Source organism: Sphingobium xenophagum NBRC 107872 (assembly GCF_000367345.1).
GTDB lineage: Bacteria > Pseudomonadota > Alphaproteobacteria > Sphingomonadales > Sphingomonadaceae > Sphingobium > Sphingobium xenophagum.
In genome coordinates this window covers 57,384-82,314 of record NZ_BARE01000028.1, presented here as the reverse complement: position 1 = coordinate 82,314, position 24,931 = coordinate 57,384, and the positions used below count along the sequence as shown (strand labels likewise).

Sequence of the window (24,931 nt, the reverse complement as noted above, 5' to 3'; positions counted from 1 at the left end):
ATGCAAATGACATCTGTCGGCGATCGCGCTGCATGAATGGCTTGGAAAGCAGGCCGCCGATCTGATAGCGCTGCTATCATGCCCAGCACGCCCGCCGCCGCCGCCCGCCAGATCCTCACACGCCTTCAGGAAGTGATGGCGTCGCGCACCAGCGCGCAGGCGAAACTGAACAAGGTGGTGGAGATTATCGGCCAGTCGCTGTCGAGCGAGGTCTGCTCCATCTATCTGGTGCGTGAAGGCGTGCTGGAACTGTTCGCGACCCGTGGCCTCAAGCAGGAAGCGGTCCATGTCACCCGCATGGCGATGGGCGAGGGGCTGGTGGGCCTGATTGCCACCAATGTCGAAACGCTGAACCTGGACGAGGCCGCGTCGCACCCCGACTATAGCTATCGCCCCGAAACCGGGGAGGAGCTGTTCCACAGCTTTGCCGGCGTGCCGATCGTGCGGCGGGAAAGGTCGATCGGCGTGCTGTGCGTGCAACATGCCGAGCCGCGCAAATATGAGGAAGTGGAGATAGAGGCGCTTCAGACCGTCGCCATGGTGATGGCCGAACTGATCGCCAATGCGGAACTGGCCGATGATGGACCAAGCGACCAGCGCGTCGCCGATACCGGCACGACCATGCTGCACGGCCTGCAACTGGTGATGGGCATGGCGCGGGGCCATGCGGTATTCCACCAGCCGCGCGTCCACATCGAACATACGGTTGCGGAGGATATAGAGGCCGAGCGGCAGCGGGTCATTTCCGCCTTCGCCAAGATGCGCGAACAGATTGACCGCATGACCGGCGCGGCCGAGTTCGGCATGGAGGGCGAGCATCAGGAGGTTTTGGAAACCTACAAGATGTTCGCCTATGACGAAGGCTGGACCCGCCGGATCAACGAGGCGATCGACAGCGGCCTGACCGCCGAAGCGGCGATCGAGCGGGTGCAGCAGCGCACCCGCATGCGAATGCGCCAGATTGACGATCCGCTACTGTCGGACCGGATGCATGATCTGGAGGATCTGGCCAACCGGCTGCTGCGGATCGTGTCGGGGCAACTGGGCACGGCGGCGCAGATGGGTCTGCGGCAGGACGCGATCCTGATCGCGCGCAACCTGGGCCCGGCCGAACTGCTGGAATATGATCGCCGCCGGTTGAAGGGCGTGATCCTGGAGGAAGGATCGCTGACCGCCCATGTCACCATCGTCGCGCGCGCCATGGGCGTGCCGGTGCTGGGCCGCGTCCGCGACATTCGCCATCTGGTCAATGAGGGCGACCTCATCCTGATGGACGTCAACACCAATACGCTGTTGATCCGCCCGACGCCCGACATGGACGAGGCGTTCGACAACAAGCTGCATGTTACGCAGAAGCGTCGCGCCGAATTTGCCGCGATGCGCGACCTGCCGTCTGTCACGGCCGACGACCAGCGGGTGGAGTTGATGGTCAATGCGGGACTGCGTGAGGATGCGCAGGCGCTCGACATGGTGGGGGCGGACGGCATCGGCCTGTTTCGCACCGAGTTTCAGTTTCTGGTGTCCGCCACATTGCCGCAGCGGGAAAAGCAGCAGCGGCTTTACAAGGATGTGCTGGATGCGGCGGGCGACCGCCCCGTCATCTTCCGCACCGTCGACATCGGCGGGGACAAGGCGCTGCCCTATATGCAGCGCGACGATGACGAGGAGCTGGAGGATAATCCGGCGATGGGCTGGCGCGCGCTGCGGCTGGCGCTCGACCGCGACGGTCTGATGAAGGCGCAGGCCCGCGCCTTGCTGGAAGCGGCGGCGGGCAAGGTGTTGCATGTCATGTTCCCGATGGTGTCGGAACCCTGGGAATATGAGCAGGCGCGCGCGCTGGTCGAACATCAGCGCCTGTGGTTGCAGGAGCGCAAGAAGAAGCTGCCGATCGCGGTCAAATATGGCGCGATGCTGGAAGTGCCTGCGCTGGCCGAAGTGCTGGACATATTGCTGCCGCGGCTCGATTTCCTGTCGATCGGCACCAATGACCTGACCCAGTTCCTGTTCGCCGCAGACCGCGCCCATCCGCGTCTGGCGGAACGATATGACTGGTTGAGTATCGCCATTCTGCGCTTCCTGGACCGGGTGGTGCGGACCTGTGCCGACTATCAGGTGCCCGTCGGCGTGTGCGGCGAAATGGGTGGGCGCACGCTTGAAGCGATGGCGCTGGTTGGCCTGGGCATTCGCCGCCTGTCGATCACGCCTGCCTCGGTCGGTCCGGTCAAGGCGATGATCCGCGCGGTCGATGCGGCGGAACTGCAGGCGTTGATGCGCGAATTGCTGGACGGGGGCGCGCGCGACATTCGGGCGAGCCTGACCCAGTGGGCGGTTGAACGGAACATCGAACTGGGGTGAGGTGAACGGCAAAGGCGCGGCGCGCCGTTGACAATCCCCGTCCCACAGTGAGACAAGACCGACCATCGAAGGTCGCGGAGCAGCATGGCAGACGAAACAGAATTGGACACCGGTGCGGGGCCCGCACCGGAAATGCAGCCCGACACCCCCGGCGCGAAGCTGCGTGCCGCGCGGGAGGCAGCGGGCCTGTCGCTGGCGGAAGTCGCCACCCGCACGCGGATCGCGCTGCGGCAACTCGAAGCGGTCGAGCGCGACGATTATGCCGCCCTGCCTGGTATCCCCTATGCGGTCGGGTTCGCGCGCGCCTATGCCCGCGCGGTCGACCTGGACGAAGTGGCGATTGCCGCCGAAGTGCGCGAGGCCGTGCATAGCAGCGACATGGCGACCACTCGCTACGAAGTGTTCGAGCCGGTCGATCCTGCTCGCGTGCCCTCGCGCACGCTGGCCTGGACGGCGGCCATCATCGTCATCCTGCTGATCGCCGGTTACACGCTCTGGCGATCGCAATCGCTGACGCCGCCAACGGGCGAGGAAATGGCGCAGGAAGAGGCGAAGGCCAAGGCTCCGGTCGCCGCCAGCACCGCACAGGTCGCGCCAGCTGCGCAGCCAGTCGTCTTTACCGCAACCGACGATGTCTGGCTGCGCATCTATGACGAGGCGGGCGAGCGGCTGAAGGATGGCCTGATGAAGAAGGGCGAGGTTTTCACTCTGCCTGCCAGCGCGCGTAATCCGATGATCCTGACCGGGCGGCCACAGGCGCTCAGCGTCACTGTCGGGGGCAAGGTGGTGGCGCCTTTGGGTGCGCCGGACCGGACGATCGCCGACGTGCCGGTCAGCGCCGAAGCACTGCTGGCGCGCGGGACTGCCGCCGCAGCGCCCGCCGCCGCTTCGTCTGCCGCAGCGCCATCCCTCCGGCCCGCGCAGCGCCCGGCGGCCCAGCGTCAGGCCGTGCCGTCCGTCGCTGGCGAAACCGCGCCAGCGGCACCAGCGCCCGCGCCAGCGGCATCGGGCGACGGAACGGGTGGCTGAGCCTGGTTCCGGACGCGGGCAGCGTGAAACGTGACGCTTTACCGCGCGAAATAACGCCTTATGGTTAAGGCGAGAGAATTAGTCGGGGAATATCATGCGTCACGCCTTTTTCGCGACCTCCTGTCTGGCATGGAGCGCGCCGCTTCTGCTGGCGATCGCGCCACCCGCCGTTGCGCAAAATGCGCCGGTCGAGGTGCGGGTCGACCGGCTGGAAAAGGAAATGAAGGCCGTTCAGCGCAAGGTGTTTCCGGCTGGCGCGCCCGTCGAAGCGCAGATCGTTCGCCCCGCCGCCCCGACCGTCGTCCCCGGATCGCCATCCTCCTCGCCCATATCGGACCTGACGGCGCGGGTGGGCGCGCTGGAATCGCAGCTGGCCTCGATCACTGGCCAGGTCGAGGAAAACAGCTTCAAGCTCAAGCAGCTGGAAGAGGCTTTCACCAAATATAAGGCCGAGATCGAAGGCCGCCTGCTCCAGCCCGAAACTCCGCCTGAAGTCAGGCCGACGGCGGCTGCGCCTGTTGCGGCCGACCCGGCGCCGGTCGCGGCCAAGCCAGCGCCTTCCAAGCCTGCGCCCGCGCCCGCGACACCGGCCGCCAGCGAAGCCCGCAAGGCAGCGATCGCCGCGATCGAGCGGCCGGATACCGGCGACGCCGCCATGGATTCCTACAGCTATGGCTTTCGTCTGTGGGACGCGAAATTTTATCCCGAAGCGCAGGCGCAGCTGAAGGCCACGGTCGACAAATATGGCGACGCATCCGTTGCCAGCCGGGCGCAGAACCTGCTTGGCCGCGCCTATCTGGACGATGGCAAGCCTGCTCTGGCCTCGGTCGCTTTTTATGAAAATTATCAGAAGCGCCCGCGCGGCGACCGTGCGGCCGATAGCTTGGCCTATCTGGGCGAAGCGCTGATCCAGCTCAAAAAGCCTGCCGATGCCTGCAAAGTCTATGCAGAGCTGGAGCAGGTCTATGGCACGAGCCTGTCCGCAAGCCTGCGCGGCATGATGGACAAGGGGCGCACCAAGGCGAAGTGCAGCTGAGCAGTGACCGATCCGGCCTGCAAGCCCGACTGATCGCGGCGACCCGCGCGCTGGCGGGCGATGACCCGGCGGCGCGGTTTGGTGTTGCAGTGTCGGGTGGGCCGGACAGTATGGCGCTTCTCTATCTGGCGGCCCGCGCCTTTCCTGAACGGGTGGCGGCGGTGACCGTCGACCATCGCCTGCGTCCCGCCTCCGCCGACGAAGCGGCTATGGTCGCGCGCTGGTGCGCGGGGCAGGGGATAGCCCATCATATCGCAACGCCGGACGCGCCGCCCTCCGGCAATATTCAGGCCTGGGCGCGGGCGCAGCGTTACCGCCTGATCGAACAATGGCGCAGCGCGCAGGGCATCGACTGGATCATGACCGCCCATCATGCCGACGACCAGCTTGAAACGCTGTTGATGCGGCTCAATCGCGGATCGGGCGTCGGTGGCCTTGCCGGGGTGCGGGGGCGGTCCGGCATGGTCATCCGCCCGCTGCTGGGCGTGCGCAAGGCGGCGTTGCAGCGGCTTGTCGACGAAGAGGCGGTGCCGCATGTCCATGACCCTTCCAACGCTGACCCACGGTTCGACCGCACGGCATTGCGCGTGGCCCTCACCGGAGCGGACTGGTTGAACCCGGAAGCGGCGGGCCGCAGCGCTGCCGCGCTGGCGGAGGCGGAAGCGGCGCTGGACTGGAGCGTCGCCGAACTGGCCGCGCTCCATGTCGCGCGCGACGGCGATCAGTGGCGGCTCGATCGCACTGACTTGCCGCGCGAATATCTGCGCCGCCTGGTCCTCCACATGCTCAATGCCGCCGCGCCGGATGCGGCCCTGCCGCGGGGCGATGCACTCGACCGGGCAATCGTTGCCGCGCAGGCGGGAGGGCAAGCGAATCTGGGCGACTGGCTACTGCGTGGAGGGCGAGTATGGACGCTGCGCGCCGCGCCCCCGCGCAGGCATTTTCAAAAAGTTCCGCAGTCCGACGCGTGAACCCAACGCCTTGCCGTTTTTGTGCGCTGCAATAGTCTTTCTTTAACGCCGCCCATGCTTCATCCTGCATCCGAATGAGCGGAGATTTGCAGTAATGATGGAATTTGCGGCGCTGACCTATGGCCTGCTGGCCAGTGTCATCCTTTCGGCAGCGCAACGTAATCATAAGCTGGCCCGGCCGCATCCGCCGTTGCTGCTGTATCTGGGCTATCTGCTGTGCGGCCTGTCAGCGGGCCTGGCGCTGGCGCTGGCCTGTCTCGCGATCGTCCAACTCACCGCCGGTTAATCCTTGTCCTGTAGGGCGGTTGCCAAGCTTGCGCTTTGGCTGACGCGCCCTATCTTGGCCGGTGAAAGAGAGTGATGATGAACGACGAGAAAGACCCGCAGGGCAACCCCTGGATCAAGAGCGCGATGATTTGGGCGGGGGTGATTGTCGCCCTGTTGCTGTTCGTGTCCATGTTTGACAGCCGTTCCGCCTCCACGGCAGGGACCGGCATTGCCTATTCCGAATTCCGATCGAAGGTGCAGGAAGGGCAGGTCAAGGATGTCGCCATCGCGCCCAACAAGATTTCGGGCACGCTGGCCAGTGGCCAGAAGTTCAGCACCGTTCCGGTCAATGATCCGGGCCTGACGGGCCTGCTTGACGATTATAATGTCAAATATTCGGGACAGGCCGAAGAACAGCCCAGCTTCTGGATGATCCTGATCTACCAGTCGCTCCCCTTCCTGCTGATCCTTGGCATCGCCTTCTTCGTGCTGCGTCAGATGCAGAAGGGCGGCGGTGCAGGCGGTGCGATGGGCTTTGGCAAGTCGAAGGCCAAGCTGCTGACCGAAAAACATGGCAAGGTCACTTTCGATGACGTTGCCGGCATCGACGAAGCGCGCGAGGAATTGCAGGAGATCGTCGAGTTTCTGAAGAACCCGACCAAGTTCGCTCGGCTGGGCGGCAAGATCCCCAAGGGCGCGCTGCTGGTCGGTTCGCCCGGCACCGGCAAGACGCTGCTGGCGCGCGCGATTGCGGGCGAGGCGGGCGTGCCGTTCTTCACCATTTCCGGCTCTGACTTTGTCGAAATGTTCGTCGGCGTGGGCGCAAGCCGCGTGCGCGACATGTTCGAGCAGGCGAAGAAGAATGCGCCCTGCATCGTCTTTATCGATGAAATCGACGCGGTTGGCCGTCATCGCGGCGCGGGCCTTGGCAACGGCAATGACGAGCGTGAGCAGACGCTGAACCAGTTGCTGGTCGAGATGGATGGTTTTGAAGCCAATGAAGGCATCATCATCGTCGCGGCCACCAACCGTCCCGACGTGCTGGACCCGGCGCTGCTGCGTCCGGGCCGGTTCGACCGTCAGGTCGTGGTGCCCCGTCCCGATATTGAAGGCCGTGAGAAAATCCTGGCCGTCCATATGAAGAAGGTGCCGTTGGCGCCCGATGTCGAACCGCGCACGATCGCGCGGGGCACGCCGGGCTTTTCCGGTGCGGACCTTGCCAATCTGGTGAACGAGGCGGCGTTGATGGCGGCGCGGCGTGGCAAGCGGCTGGTCGCGATGGACGAGTTCGAGGCGGCCAAGGACAAGGTGATGATGGGCGCGGAACGCCGCTCCATGGTCATGACCGACGATGAGAAGAAGATGACCGCCTATCATGAGGCCGGCCATGCCATCGTGTCGGTCCATGAGCCTGCGTCGGACCCGATCCACAAGGCGACGATCATTCCGCGCGGTCGCGCATTGGGCATGGTCATGCGCCTGCCCGAACGCGACAGCTACAGCTATCACCGCGACAAGATGCATGCGAACATGGCCGTGGCCATGGGTGGCCGCGTCGCCGAAGAGATCATCTTTGGCTATGACAAGGTGTCGAGCGGCGCATCGGGCGACATTCAATATGCGACGAAGCTGGCGCGCGACATGGTCACCCAATGGGGCATGTCCGACAAGCTGGGTCCGCTGCAATATGAAGAGCAGCAGGGCGAAACCTTCCTGGGCTATTCGCAGAGCGCCCGCGTCCATATGTCGGACGAGACCGCCAAGCTGATCGACAAGGAAATTCGCGGGCTGGTGGAGCAGGGCTATAACCGGGCCAAGGAGTTGCTGACCGGTCATGAGGACCAGCTGCACCTGCTGGCCAATGCCATGCTGGAATATGAAACGCTGAGCGGCGACGAGATCAAGGCGCTGCTGGAAAAGGGCGAGATCACCCGCGACGATGGCACGACGATCAAGCCGTCGGTCATCCCGGCGGCAGGGTCTTCCATCCCGCGCGCGGGCAAGCGCAAGGGGCCTTTCGGAAACCCGTCTCCCGCCGGAGCCTGATCGGCAAGGACAGGAAATGGGGCGCGCGACCATCGGGTTGCGCGCCCTTTTTCATGTCCCCGCAACCCGCGCAATAAAATGGGCCAAAGGGACTGGCCGTCCGCGCCCATAGTGGTTACATGGGCCGCCACAAATCCCCCGGAACCAACCCCAGGGTTCGCATCAGAAAGTGGCATTTTCCATGGACATCCGCCTCGGCCTCACCTTTGACGACGTGCTGTTGCAGCCCGGCGAATCCGACGTGCTGCCCAGTCAGGCGGACACATCCACCTATGTCACGCGCGAGATAAAGCTGAACATCCCGATCCTGTCGTCGGCGATGGACACAGTGACGGAGGCCGACATGGCGATCGTCATGGCGCAGTTGGGCGGCATTGGCGTGCTGCACCGGAACATGACCGTGGAAGAGCAGGCGGACGCAGTGCGCGCCGTCAAGCGGTTTGAAAGCGGCATGGTGGTCAACCCCATCACCATCCTGCCCAGCGCCACGCTGGCCGATGCGCAGATGCTGATGCAGAAGCATCGGATCAGCGGCATTCCGGTGGTGGAGGAATCGGGCAAGCTGGTCGGCATATTGACCCACCGCGACACACGCTTTGCCGAAAATCCGGCCCAGCCGGTCAGCGAACTGATGACCAAGGACAATCTGGCCGTCGTCCCCGCCGGTGTCAGCCAGGACGAAGCCAAGCGGCTGCTGCATCAGCGCCGGATCGAAAAGCTGCTGGTGGTGGACGATGCCTATCGCTGCATCGGCCTGATCACGGTCAAGGATATGGAAAAGGCCGTGACCTACCCGCAGGCGACCAAGGACGGGTCAGGCCGCCTGCGCGTCGCGGCGGCGACCACGGTGGGCGACAAGGGGCTGGAGCGGAGCGAGGCGCTGATCGACGCGGAATGCGATCTGATCGTCATCGATACCGCCCATGGCCACAGCAAGCAGGTTTCGGCTGCGGTAGAAGCGGTCAAGCGCCTGTCCAACCATGTCCAGGTGGTCGCGGGCAATGTCGCCACTGCCGAAGCGACGCGCGCGCTGATCGGCGCGGGCGCGGATTGCGTGAAGGTCGGCATCGGGCCGGGGTCGATCTGCACCACGCGCGTTGTCGCAGGCGTTGGCGTGCCGCAGCTGACCGCGATCATGGATTCGGCCGAAGCCGCCGCCAAGCTGGGCGTGCCGGTGATCGCCGATGGCGGGTTGCGCACGAGCGGCGACGTGGCCAAGGCGCTGGCGGCTGGCGCCGGTTGCGTCATGGTCGGATCGCTGCTGGCAGGCACTGCCGAGGCACCGGGCGAAACCTTCCTCTATCAGGGGCGCGCCTATAAGAGCTATCGCGGCATGGGCAGCGTCGGCGCCATGGCGCGGGGCAGCGCGGACCGCTATTTCCAGGCGGACATCAAGGACCAGATGAAGCTGGTGCCCGAAGGGATTGAGGGGCAGGTGCCGTTCAAGGGCCCGGCCAAGGATGTGATCCATCAGCTGGTCGGCGGCGTGAAGGCGGCGATGGGCTATACCGGCAGCCGCACCATCCCTGACTTGCAGGAGCGCGCCCGTTTCGTGCAGATCACCAATGCCGGGCTGTCCGAAAGCCATGTCCATGACGTCACCATCACGCGGGAAGCGCCCAATTATCCGACGCGCTGATGATATTCCCCTTCCGCTTGCCCTAAAGGGAGGGGAGTCTTGACCCCCGCCGCCCGCCTTCAGGCCGCGATCGAATTGCTTGACGCGATCGTTGCGTCGGCGCGGGACGGCGGGCCTGCCGCCGACACGCTGATCGCGCGCTATTTCAAGGAGCGGCGCTACGCCGGGTCGCGCGACCGGCGGGCGGTGCGCGATCATGTCTATGATGCGATCCGCCGCGCGGGCGAACGGCCCGACACCGGGCGCGAAGCGATGATCGGACTGGCGATCGAACGGCCCGATCTGGCCACGCTGTTCGACGGATCGACCCATGCGCCGATGCCGATCGAACCGGGCGAGGTCGGGGCCAGCGCCGGGGCGGTGCCAGCCTGGCTTGCGCCGCTGCTCGCCGCGCCAGTCGAGCAGGTGGCGCTGCTGGGCCGCGCGCCGGTCGATCTGCGGGTCAACCGGCTGAAGGCGACGCCTGCCACGGTCGCGCGGCAATTGCCCGATGCGCAGCCGATCGCGGGCTTGCCCGATGGCCTGCGCCTGCCCGAAGGCTTCCCGGTCGAACAGGCCGACCCATGGAAACAGGGTCTGGTGGAAGTGCAGGATGGCGGCAGCCAGATGATCGCGCTGGCCTGCGCCGCAGCGCCCGGCATGACTGTGGTTGACCTGTGCGCCGGGGCAGGGGGCAAGACATTGGCGTTGGCCGCCGCGATGGCGGGGCAGGGCATGCTGATCGCCGCCGATACGATCCGAGCGCGGCTGGCGCGGCTCAGTCCACGGGCGGAGCGGGCGGGCGCGACCTTCATCGAAACGCTGCTGATCGATCAGGGGCATGAGGGGCGGGGGCTGGACAGCCTGCATGGCAAGGCCGACGTCGTGCTGGTCGACGCGCCCTGTTCGGGCACCGGCACCTGGCGTCGCAATCCGGAGGCGCGCTGGCGGCTGACGCAGGCGCGGCTTGACCGGCTGGTCGCGGAACAGGCGCGCATCATGGATTTTGCCGCGCCCCTGCTGGCTCCGGGCGGCGCGCTGGTCTATGCTACCTGTGCGCTGACGGATCGGGAGGGACGCGATCAGGTGGATGGCTTTCTGGCCCGCCATGATGGATGGACGTTGGAAGCGCTGGATATGCCGCTGGGCCGCGCCCATGGCGCTGGCTGGCTATTGACGCCGGGGCATGACGGGACGGACGGCTTTTTCTTTGCGCGCCTGCGCCGGTCTGCCTGAAAGCGGCGGCGTGAAACAGGCCATGGACAAGCGCCCGCAAAATGGCGACACTTGGACAAAATCAACGCCTGAAACATGGCTGGAGACTCTTATGCGTTTTACCCCCGCCTCGATCGCGCTTGCCATCGTCCTGACCACTGTGTCCAGCGTCGGGCTGAGCCAGCGGCCCGATGCGCAGATCGAGCCGCGATCGATAGAATGGCAGAAGGCGGGCGCTGCGGCCTTTGCGGCGGGCAATCTGAGCGGTGCGACCGATGCGCTGGAAAGCGCGCTGGCGGTCGATCCGCGCAACCGCGCCGCCTATATCGATCTGGCGCAGGTTGCCCGTGCGCAGGGGCTGCAGGGCAAGGCGATCCGCCTCTACAAGGAAGCGCTGCTGCTGGACCCGACCGATGTGGTCGCGCTGGCGGGGCAGGGCGAGGCGATGGTGGAAAAGGGCGCGCTGGCCAAGGCCAAGGAGGTGCTGGCCAAGGCACAGACGCTGTGCAAGGGCGAGTGCGCGCCTGTCAGCCAGTTGGCCGCCGCAATCCAGAAAGGCCCGCCCGCGGTTGCCCTGACGGCCAAGGATGCCGTCCCGACCGCACCCAAGACGGTGCCGACCGAGACGCCGTAAAATAGGATTTGCGCCGCTTAACTTCGCATATTTCCCGGTGAACGCGATATTTTATTGTCGGGCCGGGACAGATTGTTGTGCGATCCGTTTGGCTGTCGACGGTGAGAAAGAGCCGGTCGGCGCGATAGTAGCAGGGCAGGCGGCGTGTAGGACAGTGGTTCCCGTGCGCCCGGTGTGGGGCGTTTAGGTTCAATTCTCTACCTCCGTGAAATCATCGCGCCTAAGGCGCAGCGCGAGCCTACCGCCCCAGCACCCTTGCCACCGCGACAAATTCATCGACGCTGACCGTTTCGGCGCGGCGTTGCGGGTCGATGCCGACATCCGCCAAGGCATCGAGCGCGCCGGGCAAGCCCTTGAGGCTTTGCCGCAGCATTTTGCGGCGCTGGCCAAAGGCGGCGGCGGTCAGGCGTTCGAGATGCTTTAGCTGCACGCCGTCCGGCGCGGCCTTGGGCGTCAGGTGAACGACGGCGGACATGACCTTGGGCGGCGGGGTGAAGGCGCTGCGGTGCACCTTCATCGCGATCCGCGCGTCGCTGCGCCATTGGGACAGGATGGCGAGGCGGCCATAATGATCCGTGCCGGGCTGGGCGACGATGCGTTCGGCGACTTCCATCTGGAACATCAGCGTCAGCGTGGACCACCAGGGCAGCGGCGACCAGTCAGCCGACAGCCAGCCGATCAGCAGCGCCGTGCCGACATTATAGGGCAGGTTGGCGATGATATGCGCGCCATCGCCTGCTTCCGCGCGGGCGTCGATTTCCATCGCGTCGCCCGACAGGATGCGCAACTGCCCCGGAAAGGCAGCGTCCAGTTCCGCCAATGCCGGCAGGCAGCGCCGGTCACGCTCGACCGCGACGAGGCGTGCGCCCGCGCGCAATATGGCGCGGGTCAGGCCGCCGGGGCCGGGACCGACCTCGAACGCGGGCTGGCCGTCGATCGCGCCGGGGATGGCGGCGATCCGGTCGAGCAACTGTTCGTCGAGCAGGAAATTCTGCCCCAGCGCTTTGCTGGCTTGAAGCCCGTGCGTGGCGATCACGTCCCGCAGCGGCGGCAGCTTCACCCTGGCTTCAGGCGGCATAGGCGAGGCGCGCACGGGCGGCGTCGGCGGCCATGCGCAGCGCCGCTATCATCGCGCCGGGATTGGCGCTGTCGGTGCCTGCAATGCCAAAGGCGGTGCCATGGTCGGGCGATGTGCGCACGATCGGCAGGCCGAGCGTGATGTTGACGCCATCGTCGAAATTCAGCGTCTTGATCGGGATCAGCGCCTGATCATGATACATGCACAGCGCTGCGTCATAGGTTTCGCGGGCGCGGGCATGGAACATGCCGTCGGCGGCGAGTGGCCCGACTATGTCGAACCCATCGTCACGCAGCGATTCGACCGCCGGGCGGATGATGTCAATTTCCTCCCGCCCCAGCGCGCCACCTTCCCCTGCATGAGGGTTCAGCCCGGCGACGGCGAGGCGGGGGCGGGCAATGCCGAAATTCTTTTGCAATCCCTTGGCCGTCGTGATCGCGCGGGCGCGGATCAGGTCGATGGTCAGCGCCGCCGGTACTTCGCTCAGCGGAATATGGATCGTGACCGGCACCACCTTGAGCGATGGCCCGGCCAGCATCATCACTGCATTATGGGGCGATACGCCGCAGCGTTCGGCAACGAATTCGGTCTGGCCGGGATGGGTGAAGCCTACGCCGTACAGCTGTTCCTTGCCCACGGGTGCGGTGACGATGCCCGCCGCCGATCCCGACCGGGCAAGGCCGACAGAGGCTTCGAGCGATTCAAACGCGGTGCGCGCGCCATCGACGCTGGGGGTGCCGGGAATAATCTCCCCCGCCTGTCCGACCTGAAGGCAGGGCAGCGCCGACCCAAAGGCGGCGGCGGCGTCTTCCGGCGCGCTGATCAGCGCGATCGGGCCGAGCCAGACCGCGCGCAACGCCGCGACGTCGCCCACCGCGAAAAAGGGCGGCAGGCTACGCGCGTCGCGCATCACCCAGCTTTTGGCGACGATTTCCGGCCCGATCCCGGCAGGATCGCCGAGCGAAACCGCAAAGGGCAGCGGCGACTGGCCGGGCAGGGGCGCGGTGTCAGTTATATTCGATGATCGCATCACGACGCAGATCGCGCAGATAGATGCGCGCACGCTTGTTGACCCGCTCTTCTTCCAGCTGCGCCATGATCTGTTCGGGATTGGGCGCATTGGCCGACACTGGATCATCGCGGCCGCACACGATCAGGACGCGCACGCCGTCGGTGATGGAACCGAACGGGGGCGTGGCTTCGCCGACCTGGAGATTCAGCAGAATTTCCTGCAGCTGGGGCGGCAGATCGCGCAGCTTCACATTGTCATTGTCGACCACGTCCGCGCCGATCTTTGCGCCGACCTCATTGGCCTGCCCGCAGCCCTTGATCTCCTTGATCGCGGCGGCGAAGCTTGCGGCCTTGGCGCTCGCCTGCTCCTTGGTCGTGCCCTGCGGGAACAGAACCGACAGCTGTTTCAGGCTGAGCAGCGAATCGCGCGGATCGGCGGTCAGCACCTTGCGCTTGTCCATCACGTAGATCAGCGACACGCCGCCAGCGACCTCGATCGGCCCGGCAATCTGCCCGACCTGCATTTCGACGGCGGCATTCGCCAGTTCGGGCGGCAGCTGGGCGGGGCGGACCCAGCCCAGATCGCCACCGACCGCTGCGGTCGATGCTTCGGAAAATTGCCGGGCATAGGCGGCAAAGCTGCCACCCTGCTTGATTTGTTCGATGATGTTACGGGCGTTGGCGATGATCTGATCGCGATTTTCCGGGGTCGCCGACAGATAGATTTCGCCGATGCGGAATTCGTCGCTGCCCTTGGCCGCGTTCAGCCGGTCGACCACCGATTTCACTTCATCTTCCGACACGTTGACGAACGGCTGGATATTGCGCCGCAGCAGGCGGCTCCAGGCCAGTTCGCCCTCAATCTGGCGCTTGATGCTGGCCGAGGAACTGCCCTGGGTGCGCAGATAGGCGTCGAACTGGGTCGGCGACTGGCGGAAATTGGCCGCGACACGTTCATAGCTTTGTTCGATTTCAGCCGGATCGACCTTGATGTCGTTGGCGGCGGCTTCCTGAATCTGGAGCGTTTCGTCGATCAGGTTGCGCAGCACCTGCACCCGCAGCCGCTCCTTTTCCTCCGGCGCCACCTTGCCGCCATTGGCGGTGATGATCAGCGCGAGGCGCTGGTCAATGTCCGTGCCGGTGATGATGCGGCCGTTGACGATCGCCGTCGCCTTGCGGACATTGGGGTCGCTCTTGCCGAAAACGGTGACGTCCTGCGGCAGGTTGAGCTGCTGGCTGGCGATGTCGCCGCCATCATCGACCGTTTGCGCGGTGACGCCCTGCACCCCCACGCCAAGCAGCGCGGTCGACAGGAACAGGGTGCGCAGGGCCGAACGAACGGCCGGAAACATGCGGGTGGACGTGGAAACGACAGGCAGCATCGTCGGCAAATATCTCCAATACGGTCTGGCACGAATGCGCCAATCCGCCTGAACCAGCCCTGACAGGGAAGCGGGAAGGGTGATCCTTATATGCCAATATTGCGGAAAGCTAGCCGAAGCTGGAAAGCATTGCCCTTTCGCGCGTCACCATTGGCCTGATAATCGCGCCGCCAGGTGATGCCGAGCGTCAGGCAATCATCCTCATAGGCGATGCCAAGGCGATGGCGGACCGGCTCATAACCATCGGCCATGCTGAGCGGATCTTCCTTTGCGTCGGTCAGGTCGATCACGGTCGAGCCGAACACCGACCAGAAGCGGGCGAACTGGACGCGCCCGCCCAGCCGCAATTCTTCGCGGTCCTGCAAATCCTCCAGCCCCGCCAGCGCATTGCGGTTGAGCCGCAGATAGCCGACCATGGCGTAGGTATCCCTGCTGCCCACGGTCGCGTCCAGTTCGTTGCGCCGGACGGACAGATGATCCTTGTCCAGCCGGAAGCGGTGGGTGAAGCTGATGAAATCCTTGTAGCGGATCGTGGTGCGGCCAACGATGTCGGACGTGCGGTCCGACAGGCCCGTGCCGTCGGGCAGGATGCTGGTGCGGCTGTTGAGCCGATAGCTTTGCCCGACGATGCTCTGGAGCGAGAAGTCGGGCAGGGACAGGCTATATTCCAGCCCATAGGTGATGCGGGTCGAATCCTCGAACCGGTCATAGCCTGCGAAGCGATTGAGGGCGAAGAGGTTGCTGTCCTCCAGATCGACGGCGCGGGCATCTTCATTGGGTAGCCGCAGATTGGCGACTTTGGGCGCCGCGACGATCTGGATGCGCGGGGTAATCCGCTGCACACCGCCGAACGCCTCGCCCATGAATGGCCAGCGCATGTCCACCGCGGCGGCGGCGATGCCGCGCGCCTGCCAGCCCGGTTCGCCCGCATAGCTGGCCGTTGGCGTCAGGTCATTGTCGCTGCTGTGATAGACGTCGCCGCGCAGATAGCCGGTGAAGGTCACTTCCTGGCCCATGCCGGTCAGGGTGCGCAGATTCCATTCGGCCGCCGAGAAGGCGCGCTGCGTATCCTGACCATGGGTGCGCGTGATCGCCAGCGTATTGGCCTGCAATTGCAGCACGCCGCCCAGCAGCGGGTCTTTCAGGCGCAGGCGATAGTCCATGACCGGCAGCGCGATCGGCGTCTGCCCCTGCGAATCGCCCGCGCGCAGGGTCTGCACCGCCCAGCCGCGCAAGGAGAAATAGCTGTTCTGGCCGATTCGCTGCGCGCCGATGGTCGAGCGCAGCCGGTCGTCGCGGTTGATGTCGTAGCGGCGCAGGAAGGTGCGGTCGCTGGCGACGCGAATCGATCCGTCGACGCTCCATTCCGGCGTCAGTTGCAGGGCGCCGCTGGCGTCGAGATAGCCGCGGAAATCCTTTTGCGACGCTGCGGGCGGGGTGCCGACGCTGCTGTCGCCGGTCGCGACGCGGCTGCCATAGGTGGCATAGCCGGTGATCTGATACGCGCCGCGATCATAGAGATGGCGGAAGGTCGTTTCGAGCATCGGCAGGCTGTCGGTATAGACATGCGGCGTGACCGTCAGGTCGCGATTGGGCGCGAGCTTGAAATAATAGGGCAGCGCGACTTCAAAACCATTGTTCCGGTCATAGCGCAGATTGGGCACCATCAGGCCGCTGCCGCCGCCTTCGCCCACTGGATGGGACAGGCCGGGCAGCGGAATGAGCGGCAGGCCGAACAGTTCGATATTGGCGTTGGTATAGGTGACCCGCTGGCGGGTCGGGTCATAGACGACCTTGACCGCGTTGATCTGCCATGTCGGTTCCTTGGGGCAGCCCTTGCTGTCCTCCACCGCGCAGCCGGTATAGGCGGCGCGATTGAGCGTGTAGAGGCCGTTGGTGCGCGTGCCCGTGGCCGCCGCCAGGCGACCGCCCGACTGTAGCACCAGCAAGAAGTTGTCGACCAGGCCGTCCTTGAGCGTATCGGTCACGTCGAAGCGGTCGCCATAGGCGATATTGCCGTCGGGATCAGTGACGGAGACGTTGCCGATCGCTTCCACCTTGCCGCTGTTGCGATTCCACACGACCTTGTCGGCGCGCAGGCGATTGCCGTCGCGTAGCAACTGGACTGCGCCGCTGGCCGTGACGATGTCGCTATTGCTGTCATATTCCAGCGCGTCGGCGGAAAAGCCGATCTGGTCGTCGCTGGCCGGTACCGGCGCGTCGGGCGCGCTGATCGACGCCTGCGGTTCGTTCAACTGCTGCGCCATGGCCGGGCTGGCGATGGCGAGGGACGTCAGGGCGCAACCGACCAGCAGGGCAGGACGCAATGTAAGGGATGCAGGGGGGATAGCCAAAAGGTCGGGCCTCATGAAGGGGCGGTATCAGCGCCTGCCTATCGCATTGCTTGGCGCGCGCCGCAATCGCCCTGCTGCGCTCTTTTCGGGCAAAATCGGTCGAACGCCTTTGCCAGACGGGGCAAGCCGCACTATTTGGCAAAGATTACGTCTTACAGCCCCATGCAGAAAAGGTCCCTTGATGGATATCGCGATCAGCCCGACCCGACCCGATGCCGACACTCTGGTCCTGGCCATGCCCAAGGGCACGCCCGACCGCCTGCCGGTCGCCGCATCCGCGACGCTGGTGGCGGGCGCGGCGGCTGCGCGCTTTACCGGGGAAGTGGGCACGACGTTCGAGAGTTTTGCGGACGAGGGCGGCAAGGTGCTGCGCATCGTGCTGCTGGGCACCGGAACGGGGAATGACGCGGACCTGGAGCGCGCCGGTGGCGCATTGACCGCCCGCCTGCTGACCAGCGGGGCGACCCATGCAGCGGTCGAATTTGTCGGCGGCGCGAGTGGCGCTGGCGCGGCGCGGCTGGCGCTGGGCGCGCTGCTGCGCGGCTGGCGGATCGACACATATCGCACCCGCCAGCCGGAAAAGGCCAAGCCGACGCTGACGAAGGTGACGATCGTGTCGGCCGACGCTGGCGCGGCGTGGGAGCGGCATGCCGCCGTCGCGGCGGGTGTCGCGCTGACCCGTGAGCTCGTGTCGGAACCGGCCAATATCATCTATCCCGAAAGCTTCGTTGAGCGTTGCCAGCATCTGGCCGAACTGGGCGTGAAGATCAGCGTGCTGGACCGCCCGGCCATGGAAGCGCTGGGCATGGGCGCGCTGCTGGGCGTGGCGCAGGGCTCGGCGCGCGACGCGCGGTTGCTGGCGCTGGAATGGGACGGCACTGACGGCGCGGTGGAAACGCCGCTGGTGCTCGTCGGCAAGGGCGTGACGTTCGACACGGGCGGCATATCCATCAAGCCCGCCGCCGGCATGGAGGACATGAAGTGGGACATGGGCGGCGCGGGCGCGGTCGCCGGCGCGATCAAGGCGCTGGCCGGGCGCAAGGCCAGGGCGCATGTCGTGGGCATTTGCGGGCTGGTCGAAAATATGCCCGACGGCAATGCGCAGCGCCCCGGCGACATTGTGACATCCATGTCCGGCCAGACGATCGAGGTGATCAACACCGACGCTGAAGGGCGGCTGGTGCTGTGCGATGCGCTGACCTGGGCGCAGAAAAACTACAAGCCCGATACGATTGTCGATCTGGCGACGCTGACCGGCGCGATCCTGGTGTCGCTGGGCGATCAATATGCCGGGCTGTTTTCCAACGATGACGGCCTGTCGGACGATCTGACCGCGGCGGGCAAGACGGCTGGCGAACCGCTTTGGCGCTTCCCGCTGTCCGACGCTTACAACAAGCTGATCGACAGCCCGATCGCCGATATGAAGAATATCGGTGGCCGCTATGCCGGGTCGATCACCGCCGCGCAGTTCATCAAGCGCTTCATCGACGATGGCGTCAAATGGGCGCATCTCGACATTGCAGGCATGGTCTGGTCCGACAAGCCCGGTGCGACGTTCGACAAGGGTGCGACCGGCTATGGCGTGCGGCTGCTCGACCAGTTTGTCGCGGACAAGTTCGAACGGTAAGATGCCCCCACGCCCGTTCGGGCTGAGCCTGTCGAAGCCTTGTCCTTCTTCGCAAAGAAGAACGACCCCCTTCGACTGCCTGCCAAGGCAGGCGCTCAGGACAGGCTTCGACAAGCTCAGGGCGAACGGAGTTAGGATTTTAGGGCCATGCAGGTCGATTTCTATCAGTTGAGTCGTGATCCCGTCGATCAGGTGCTGCCGGCCATCGCCGCGCGCATCCTGGCGATGGGCGCGCGCCTGCTGGTAGTGGCGCAGGAGCCGGACCGGCTGGAGCGGATTTCCGCCGGGCTGTGGAATGGCCCGCCCGACAGTTTTCTGGCGCATGGCCATGCGGGCGAAGCGGGGGAGGGACATCAGCCGATCCTGCTTGGCGCGTCCTGCAATGCCGCCAATGGCGCGCGTCATGTCGCACTCGCCGATGGGTTGTGGCGCGAACAGGCGCTCGATTTCGACCGGGTTTTCCACTTCTTCGACGACAGCACGATCGAGGCGGCGCGGGCGAGCTGGCGGGCATTGGCCAAGCGCGACGGGATCGAATCCCGCTACTTCAAGCAGGACGGCCGCAAGTGGCTGCAAATGGCATAGCAGGGGCTTAGGCGAAGCCCCTTGCGGCCCGGCTCGGCCCCGTCTAAAGGCGCGCGCAGCATTTCCAACCATTCGGAGTATCGAGGGCCATGGCCGTCACGCGCACTTTTTCGATCATCAAGCCCGACGCGACCCGTCGCAACCTGACCGGCGCTGTCACCAAGATGCTGGAGGAAGCCGGTCTGCGCGTCGTCGCATCGAAGCGCATCCGCATGAGCCGCGAACAGGCCGAAGGCTTTTACGGCGTCCACAAGGAACGCCCCTTCTTCGCTGACCTCGTCGCCTTCATGATTTCCGGCCCGGTCGTCGTGCAAGTGCTGGAAGGCGAAAACGCCGTGCAGCGCAACCGCGACATCATGGGCGCCACCAACCCGGCCAATGCCGATGCTGGCACGATCCGCAAGGAACTGGCCGAATCGATCGAAGCCAATTCGGTCCATGGTTCGGACAGCGAAGATAATGCCGCGACCGAAATCGCCTTCTTCTTCAAGCCGGAAGAAATCGTCGGCTAAAGCCCGTGATCCTATCGGTCTGAAAAAGCCCGGTCCTTCGGTGAAGGGCCGGGCTTTTTCATGGCTCTGCTATTTGCGAGCCGCCACCAGCGTGGACCAGCGGGTGTCGATTGCGGCCGCAGGCGCCTTGCCGACATTGCGCGTCACCAGCGACAGGCCGCGCAACGTCACGTCATGCCCCGATAGCCAGCGGCCCGCTATGCCATAGCCGATGTCGTAGATCGCGCTATCACCCCGCGCTTCGCCATTGACGACGAAGCGCGTGGTGATGACGACCGGCAGCTTTTCATCGCCCACGCTGTTGTCGGGCAGCTTGGCCTTCGCCCTGGCCTTTTTGAGTGCGTCATCGAACCAGTCGGCCTCGATCCGCGGCTCGCCTGTCGTGGATACCGGCGCAACGCCCAGCGCAGCAGGGAAGATGAGCGTCTGACTCTGCACGATCTGGTCGGGCGCGCAGGCTTCAGCACCAGCCGGTCGTCCCCGTCCGCCTTCGCCTCCAGCACCAGCTTGGCAGCGCGGGCCGAAGCCTGACGGCTTTCGCTGGCCTTGTCCGCGCGTGCATCGCGCTTGTCCGACCAGTTGAGATAGAGGGTCAGCGCGGAAATACCCACCGCCAAGACCGCCAGCATTTCACCCAAGCTGATCCAGCGGCGACGGATCGCAGCGGCTTCCTGCGCACGGGCTTCCTGGGGCGTGTCGGGTGCGTCGCTCATCGTTTCAGGCCACCTGCGGCGGCACCTCGAACCGGTCGATGACCCAATCTTCGGCCTGTGCGCCGCCAATCCACTCCTGCATCCAGGGGTGGGCGATGATGGCGTGCATATAGGCTTCGGCAAAGCGGGCCACGGGCAATTGATAGGTGATGAGGCGCGTGACCACCGGCGCGAACATGACGTCGGCCGCCCCGAACGGGCCGAACAGGAAGTCGCCTTCGCCGCCATGGCGGGCGCGGGCCTGCGCCCAGAGCTGCATCAGTCGCGCCAGATCCTGCTTGACCGCTTCGGACGGCGGCACCGCATCGTAAATCTGGCGGATGTTCATGCTATGCTCGCGGCGGAGCGCGGCGAAACTGGAGTGCATTTCGGCCGCCATCGACCGGGCCATGGCGCGCGCGGCGGGATCGGCGGGCCAGAATTTCTCGTTCCCGGTTTTTTCATTGAGATATTCGACGATCGCCAGGCTGTCCCACACGACAATGTCATCGCCGTCCCACAGGATCGGCACCTTGCCGGAGGAGGGGGCGAATTCGTCGCCTTCGCGCCGCTTTTCCCACGCTTCGTCATAGAGGGGGACGACCGCCTCTTCAAAGGGCAGGCCGGACAGCTTGCACGCCAGCCAGCCGCGCAGCGACCAGCTCGAATAGGCTTTGTTCCCGATAAACAGCTTCATCATGCACCCGCTTTAGCCGGAGCGGCGCGCAGAAGTCGAGGGGCGGGACAGCAGCGACGAAACAGGATTTTGGAGGCCCGAGCCGGAATCGAACCGGCGTGCAAGGATTTGCAGTCCTCTGCGTAACCACTCCGCCATCGGGCCATCCGTCGCGGTGGACGCCGCAAATGTGCGGCTTTGGTTGCAAAGTCAAGCGGCGGATCGGGCAGTGGGCGCAAGATTCTGGTCCTTTGCCGTGCAAAGCCGCTTGGCGTGGCCTGCGCGCTGATTTAGAGGTCCGTTGATCCCCTTGCTGTATTGCATTACCAATACAGTTGTGCCAAGTCCAATCGACCAAGCGAGAATGATCGTGACCGAGCAGAATTTTTCTTCGATGCGGACCGCCATGGTCGAAAGCCAGTTGCGTACCAGCGACGTGGACGATCCGCGCGTGATCGCCGCGATGGCGAGCGTGCCGCGTGAGGATTATGTCCCCGTCGAGCGCCGCGCCATGACCTATGTCGATCGCCCGATCCCGCTGAGCGGCGGCCGTGCGCTGAACCCGCCGCTGGTGACGGGGCGCCTGCTGACCGAGGCGAAGGTTGCGCCCGGCGACAAGGTGCTGCTGATCGGCGCGGCGACCGGCTACAGCGCCGCCTTGCTGGCCGCATTGGGCGCGCAGGTGACGGCGATCGAGGAAGAGGGCGGGCCGGACATTGCCGGCGTGAGCGTGGTGCGTGGTCCGCTCAATGCCGGATCGCCCGCTGGTGCGCCTTATGATCTGCTGTTTATCGACGGCGCGGTAGCGGAAGTGCCCGCCGCGCTCGTTGGGCAGCTTTGCGACGGGGCGCGGGTCGTCACGGGCGTGGTCGAACGCGGCGTCACCCGGCTGGCGAGTGGCCGGGTCGTCGCGGGCGTGCTGGGCCTGTCCAGCGTCGCGGATATTGAGATGGTGGTGCTGCCGGGCTTTGCCGCGCCGGAGCGATTCGTTTTTTGAGACTGGGATCATGACAGCAAAGCGACCTAATTTCCGGCGGACCACCGCTACAGCCTTGCTGTTGCTATCCTCTTGCCTGGCCGGTCCGGCCATGGCCGAAACGTTGCAGGGGGCGCTGGCGAAGGCCTATGCGTCCAACCCGACGCTGACCGGCGCGCGAGCGGGGCAGCGTGCAACGGACGAGAATGTGCCGCTCCAGAAGGCGAACGGGCGTCCCGCGGCCGACGTGAGCGGTAGCTATAGCGAAAGCATCCTGAAGCCCACGATCAGCTTCACCGCGCCGCAGCGCACCGTGAATGCGCAGGCGCAATTGAATGTGCCGATCTATTCCGGCGGGACCGTTCGCAATGGCGTGAAGGCCGCCAAGACCCGCGTCGCCGCCGGTCAGGCGAACCTGCGCGGCACCGAAGCAAGCGTGTTTTCGCAGACGGTCGCGGCCTATATGGACGTGATCCGCGACAGCGCCATCGTGGCGCTCAACCAGGCCAATGTGAAGGTGCTGGACGTCAACCTGCAGGCGACGAACGACCGGTTCGAGGTGGGCGACCTGACCCGCACCGACGTTGCCCAGTCCGAATCGCGGCTGGCGCTGGCCCGGTCCGATCTCCAGATCGCCCAGTCCAACCTGATCACCAGCCGGGAAAATTACATTGCGCTGGTCGGCGAGGCGCCCGACAATCTGGAACCGCCGCCGCAATTGCCGGGTCTGCCCGCCAACCCGGAGACCGCCGTGCAGGTGGCCCTGCGCGACAATGCGGACATATTGGCGGCGCAGAAGCAGCGCGAGGCGCGCCATTATGACGCGAAGGCGGCGAAGGGCGGCGTGCTGCCGCGCGTGTCGGCCTTTACCCAGGCGGGCTACACCAATTATCTCCATTCGCTCGACAGCACCGCGCTCGACGCCAATGGCAATGCGGTCGAAGGGCCGCAGATCAACAAGCAGGCCGTCGCGGGCGTGCAGCTGACCATCCCGCTATATCAGGGCGGTCGTCCGGCCGCGCAGGTGCGCCAGACCCAGGCGCTCGAATCGCAGGCGATCGAACAGGAGATCGAGATCGAGCGCGGCGTGATCGCGCAGACGCGGGCCGCCTATGCCAGCTGGCAGGCGTCGCTCCAGACGATCGATTCGAACCAGAAGGCGGTCGATGCGGCATCGCTGTCGCTGGAAGGCGTGCGGGCCGAAAATTCGGTCGGCAGCCGCACCATTCTCGACATCCTCAATGCCGAGCAGGAAGCGCTCAACGCCCGTGTCCAGCTGGTGTCGGCGCGGCGCAACGCCTATGTTGCCGGCTTCAGCCTGCTCGCCGCGATGGGCCATGCCGAAGCGGACGATCTGGGGCTGGCCAGCGGCACGCTCTACGATCCGATGGTCAATTATGACCGGGTGAAGGGCAAATGGTTCGACTGGGACTATGGTGCAGCGCCCATGCCGGTCGCCACGCGCACCGTTGACACGCTGCCACAAAACGCCAATGTGAGTCCCGAAACGGCACAACAGCCATAAGGGGCTGTGATTGCGGGGCCGATAGTCAGGGGACGGCATGGGCGACATGACAAAGGAACCGTCGATGGAAGAGATACTCTCGTCCATCAAGCGGATCATCGCCGAGGAAGGCGAGGAGGCGGTACAGGCGGCGCCGCGTCGCGGGCGGGCTGACGCCGCGCCCAAGCCCGTGATCGAGACTGGCACGCCTGACGAACCGGCCCCCGTATCCTTCGCGCCGATGGTCGACGAGGTGCTGGAACTGACCGATGAGGTCGTGGTGGAGGATGTGATGCCCGCTCCCAAAGCTGCCGCGAAGGCGACGCCCGCGGCCAAGCCCGCAGCCCCGGCGGAGGAGTCGATCCTGTCGGTCGAAAGCGAAGTCGCCGCGCGCCACTCGCTGTCCGCCTTGTCCTCCATGCTGATCGCCGCGCCCGAGGGTGCCGACAATACGCTCGACGGGCTGGTCCGGTCGATGCTGAAGCCGATGCTGAAGGAATGGCTGGACGCCCGCCTGCCGGCATTGGTCGAGGATATGGTGGCCAAGGAAATCGCCCGGATCACCGCGCGCTGATTTTTCCTTTGTTCGACGACTGACGCGATTGTTCCAATCATGATATGCTGCCCCTGGCTTGGTATGGCTGGGGGCATGGCGATATGATGCTGTTGATCGCGGCGACGGCGTTTGTCGGAACGCATTTCCTGATGTCGCATCCGCTGCGCGCGCCGCTGGTGTCGCGTCTGGGGGAAAAAGGCTTTCTGGGCCTCTATTCGCTGGTAGCGGCGGTGACGCTGATCTGGATGATCCTGGCCTATCGTGCCGCGCCGGTCACGCCCATGCTGTGGCCAGTGGGCGATGGCCTGTGGGCGCTGGTGACGGTCATCATGCTGATCGCGTCGATCCTGCTGCTGGGGTCGCTGGTCGGCAACCCCGCCTTGCCCGCGCCTGATGGCAGGGCCATGGTGCCCGCCGAAGCCAGGGGCGTGTTTGCCATCACCCGCCACCCCATGATGTGGGCCATCGCGCTGTGGGGCGTGGCGCATATTCTGGTCTATCCCGTCATCGCCAACATCATCCTGTCCGTGGCGATCATCATCCTGTCGCTGGTGGGCGCTGCTCTGCAGGACAGCAAGAAAGCGGCATTGACCCCTGATTCGTGGCCGCTGTGGGAATCGCGGACCAGTTACTGGCCGTTCGCCGCCATCCTGGCCGGACGGGCGCGTTTCGGGCGTTTCGGTCTGCATGCGCTGGCAGGGGGAACGGTCCTTTGGCTGGTTGCGACCTGGGCGCATATACCGCTGACCGGCTGGCCTGCGGGCATTTGGCGCTGGCTGGGCTGATCTTTCGGCTGGAATGGAACGG

At 65.3% G+C, this 24,931-nt stretch carries 21 protein-coding genes, 1 tRNA gene and 1 pseudogene; 16 read left to right on the top strand and 7 right to left on the bottom strand.

The window, feature by feature from the left end; all coding sequences use genetic code 11:
• Positions 1–78 precede the first annotated feature (78 nt).
• The 9 genes from ptsP (at position 79) to SX1_RS13400 (ending at position 11,171) form a co-directional block, all read left to right on the top strand.
• Positions 79–2,355 (top strand): phosphoenolpyruvate--protein phosphotransferase, encoded by a 2,277-nt coding sequence (ptsP, locus tag SX1_RS13440; protein WP_017181103.1) that lies wholly within the window; start codon positions 79–81, stop codon positions 2,353–2,355.
• A gap of 84 nt (positions 2,356–2,439) precedes the next feature.
• A complete protein-coding gene (locus SX1_RS13435) occupies positions 2,440–3,384 on the top strand; it encodes a helix-turn-helix domain-containing protein (RefSeq protein WP_019053408.1) in 945 nt (314 codons plus the stop codon).
• A gap of 94 nt (positions 3,385–3,478) precedes the next feature.
• Positions 3,479–4,420 carry a hypothetical protein gene (locus SX1_RS13430; RefSeq protein WP_019053407.1) on the top strand — a complete coding sequence of 314 codons (942 nt, stop codon included), beginning with the start codon at positions 3,479–3,481 and terminating at the stop codon, positions 4,418–4,420.
• Positions 4,411–5,391 (top strand): tRNA lysidine(34) synthetase TilS, encoded by a 981-nt coding sequence (gene tilS / locus SX1_RS13425; protein ID WP_019053406.1) that lies wholly within the window; start codon positions 4,411–4,413, stop codon positions 5,389–5,391. Before SX1_RS13430 ends, tilS begins: the two co-directional genes overlap by 10 nt.
• Before the next feature lie 94 nt (positions 5,392–5,485).
• Entirely contained in the window at positions 5,486–5,677 is a 192-nt protein-coding gene (locus tag SX1_RS13420; RefSeq protein WP_017181107.1) for a hypothetical protein, read from the top strand.
• A gap of 77 nt (positions 5,678–5,754) precedes the next feature.
• A complete protein-coding gene (gene ftsH / locus SX1_RS13415) occupies positions 5,755–7,704 on the top strand; it encodes an ATP-dependent zinc metalloprotease FtsH (RefSeq protein WP_026002053.1) in 1,950 nt (649 codons plus the stop codon).
• A 181-nt stretch (positions 7,705–7,885) separates the two neighbouring features.
• A complete protein-coding gene (gene guaB, locus SX1_RS13410) occupies positions 7,886–9,343 on the top strand; it encodes an IMP dehydrogenase (RefSeq protein WP_017181109.1) in 1,458 nt (485 codons plus the stop codon).
• Between the two features lie 39 nt (positions 9,344–9,382).
• Positions 9,383–10,558 (top strand): RsmB/NOP family class I SAM-dependent RNA methyltransferase, encoded by a 1,176-nt coding sequence (locus SX1_RS13405; RefSeq protein WP_019053405.1) that lies wholly within the window; start codon positions 9,383–9,385, stop codon positions 10,556–10,558.
• Positions 10,559–10,649: 91 nt separating this feature from the next.
• Complete coding sequence (locus SX1_RS13400; RefSeq protein WP_026002692.1) at positions 10,650–11,171, top strand: tetratricopeptide repeat protein; 522 nt, start codon at positions 10,650–10,652, stop codon at positions 11,169–11,171.
• 238 nt (positions 11,172–11,409) lie between these two features.
• Here the strand turns inward: SX1_RS13400 and rsmA are convergent, their stop codons facing one another.
• The 4 genes from rsmA to SX1_RS13380 form a co-directional block, all read right to left on the bottom strand.
• Positions 11,410–12,249: a 16S rRNA (adenine(1518)-N(6)/adenine(1519)-N(6))-dimethyltransferase RsmA gene (gene rsmA, locus SX1_RS13395; RefSeq protein ID WP_019053404.1), complete on the bottom strand. Its 840-nt coding sequence runs from the start codon at positions 12,247–12,249 to the stop codon at positions 11,410–11,412.
• A complete protein-coding gene (gene pdxA, locus SX1_RS13390; RefSeq protein ID WP_019053403.1) occupies positions 12,239–13,279 on the bottom strand; it encodes a 4-hydroxythreonine-4-phosphate dehydrogenase PdxA in 1,041 nt (346 codons plus the stop codon). The genes rsmA and pdxA overlap by 11 nt, the downstream gene beginning before the upstream one ends.
• Complete coding sequence (locus tag SX1_RS13385) at positions 13,257–14,642, bottom strand: peptidylprolyl isomerase (RefSeq protein WP_019053402.1); 1,386 nt, start codon at positions 14,640–14,642, stop codon at positions 13,257–13,259. Before SX1_RS13385 ends, pdxA begins: the two co-directional genes overlap by 23 nt.
• A gap of 86 nt (positions 14,643–14,728) precedes the next feature.
• The gene (locus SX1_RS13380; protein ID WP_370670737.1) at positions 14,729–17,011 is read right to left on the bottom strand and encodes an LPS-assembly protein LptD; all 2,283 of its coding nucleotides are present in this window, start codon (positions 17,009–17,011) and stop codon (positions 14,729–14,731) included.
• Between the two features lie 166 nt (positions 17,012–17,177).
• Here SX1_RS13380 and SX1_RS13375 point away from each other — a divergent pair, with 166 nt between their 5' ends.
• From SX1_RS13375 to ndk, 3 genes are all read left to right on the top strand, one after another.
• Positions 17,178–18,623 carry a leucyl aminopeptidase gene (locus SX1_RS13375; protein WP_019053400.1) on the top strand — a complete coding sequence of 482 codons (1,446 nt, stop codon included), beginning with the start codon at positions 17,178–17,180 and terminating at the stop codon, positions 18,621–18,623.
• Positions 18,624–18,770: 147 nt separating this feature from the next.
• Positions 18,771–19,208 carry a DNA polymerase III subunit chi gene (locus SX1_RS13370; RefSeq protein WP_019053399.1) on the top strand — a complete coding sequence of 146 codons (438 nt, stop codon included), beginning with the start codon at positions 18,771–18,773 and terminating at the stop codon, positions 19,206–19,208.
• Positions 19,209–19,297: 89 nt separating this feature from the next.
• Positions 19,298–19,720, top strand: a complete 423-nt coding sequence (gene ndk, locus SX1_RS13365) for a nucleoside-diphosphate kinase (RefSeq protein WP_019053398.1) — start codon at positions 19,298–19,300, stop codon at positions 19,718–19,720.
• 69 nt (positions 19,721–19,789) lie between these two features.
• On the opposite strand, the pseudogene SX1_RS22660 reads toward ndk, so the two are convergent.
• From SX1_RS22660 to SX1_RS13350, 3 genes and pseudogenes are all read right to left on the bottom strand, one after another.
• Positions 19,790–20,433 (bottom strand): annotated as a pseudogene (locus SX1_RS22660) (hypothetical protein).
• A 4-nt stretch (positions 20,434–20,437) separates the two neighbouring features.
• Complete coding sequence (locus SX1_RS13355) at positions 20,438–21,112, bottom strand: glutathione S-transferase family protein (RefSeq protein WP_019053396.1); 675 nt, start codon at positions 21,110–21,112, stop codon at positions 20,438–20,440.
• A gap of 67 nt (positions 21,113–21,179) precedes the next feature.
• Positions 21,180–21,253: transfer RNA gene (locus tag SX1_RS13350), tRNA-Cys, on the bottom strand.
• Positions 21,254–21,452: 199 nt separating this feature from the next.
• Between SX1_RS13350 and SX1_RS13345 the strand changes: the two genes are divergently transcribed.
• Genes SX1_RS13345 through SX1_RS13330 form a run of 4 tightly spaced genes read left to right on the top strand, consistent with a single transcriptional unit; the run spans position 21,453 to position 24,909 of the window.
• Positions 21,453–22,085 carry a protein-L-isoaspartate O-methyltransferase family protein gene (locus SX1_RS13345; RefSeq protein ID WP_019053395.1) on the top strand — a complete coding sequence of 211 codons (633 nt, stop codon included), beginning with the start codon at positions 21,453–21,455 and terminating at the stop codon, positions 22,083–22,085.
• A 10-nt stretch (positions 22,086–22,095) separates the two neighbouring features.
• On the top strand, positions 22,096–23,589 hold the full coding sequence (locus SX1_RS13340; protein ID WP_026149757.1) for a TolC family outer membrane protein: 1,494 nt from the start codon (positions 22,096–22,098) through the stop codon (positions 23,587–23,589).
• Positions 23,590–23,626: 37 nt separating this feature from the next.
• On the top strand, positions 23,627–24,142 hold the full coding sequence (locus SX1_RS13335; protein WP_019053393.1) for a DUF2497 domain-containing protein: 516 nt from the start codon (positions 23,627–23,629) through the stop codon (positions 24,140–24,142).
• Positions 24,143–24,186: 44 nt separating this feature from the next.
• Positions 24,187–24,909 (top strand): NnrU family protein, encoded by a 723-nt coding sequence (locus SX1_RS13330; RefSeq protein ID WP_019053392.1) that lies wholly within the window; start codon positions 24,187–24,189, stop codon positions 24,907–24,909.
• Positions 24,910–24,931: the final 22 nt, after the last annotated feature.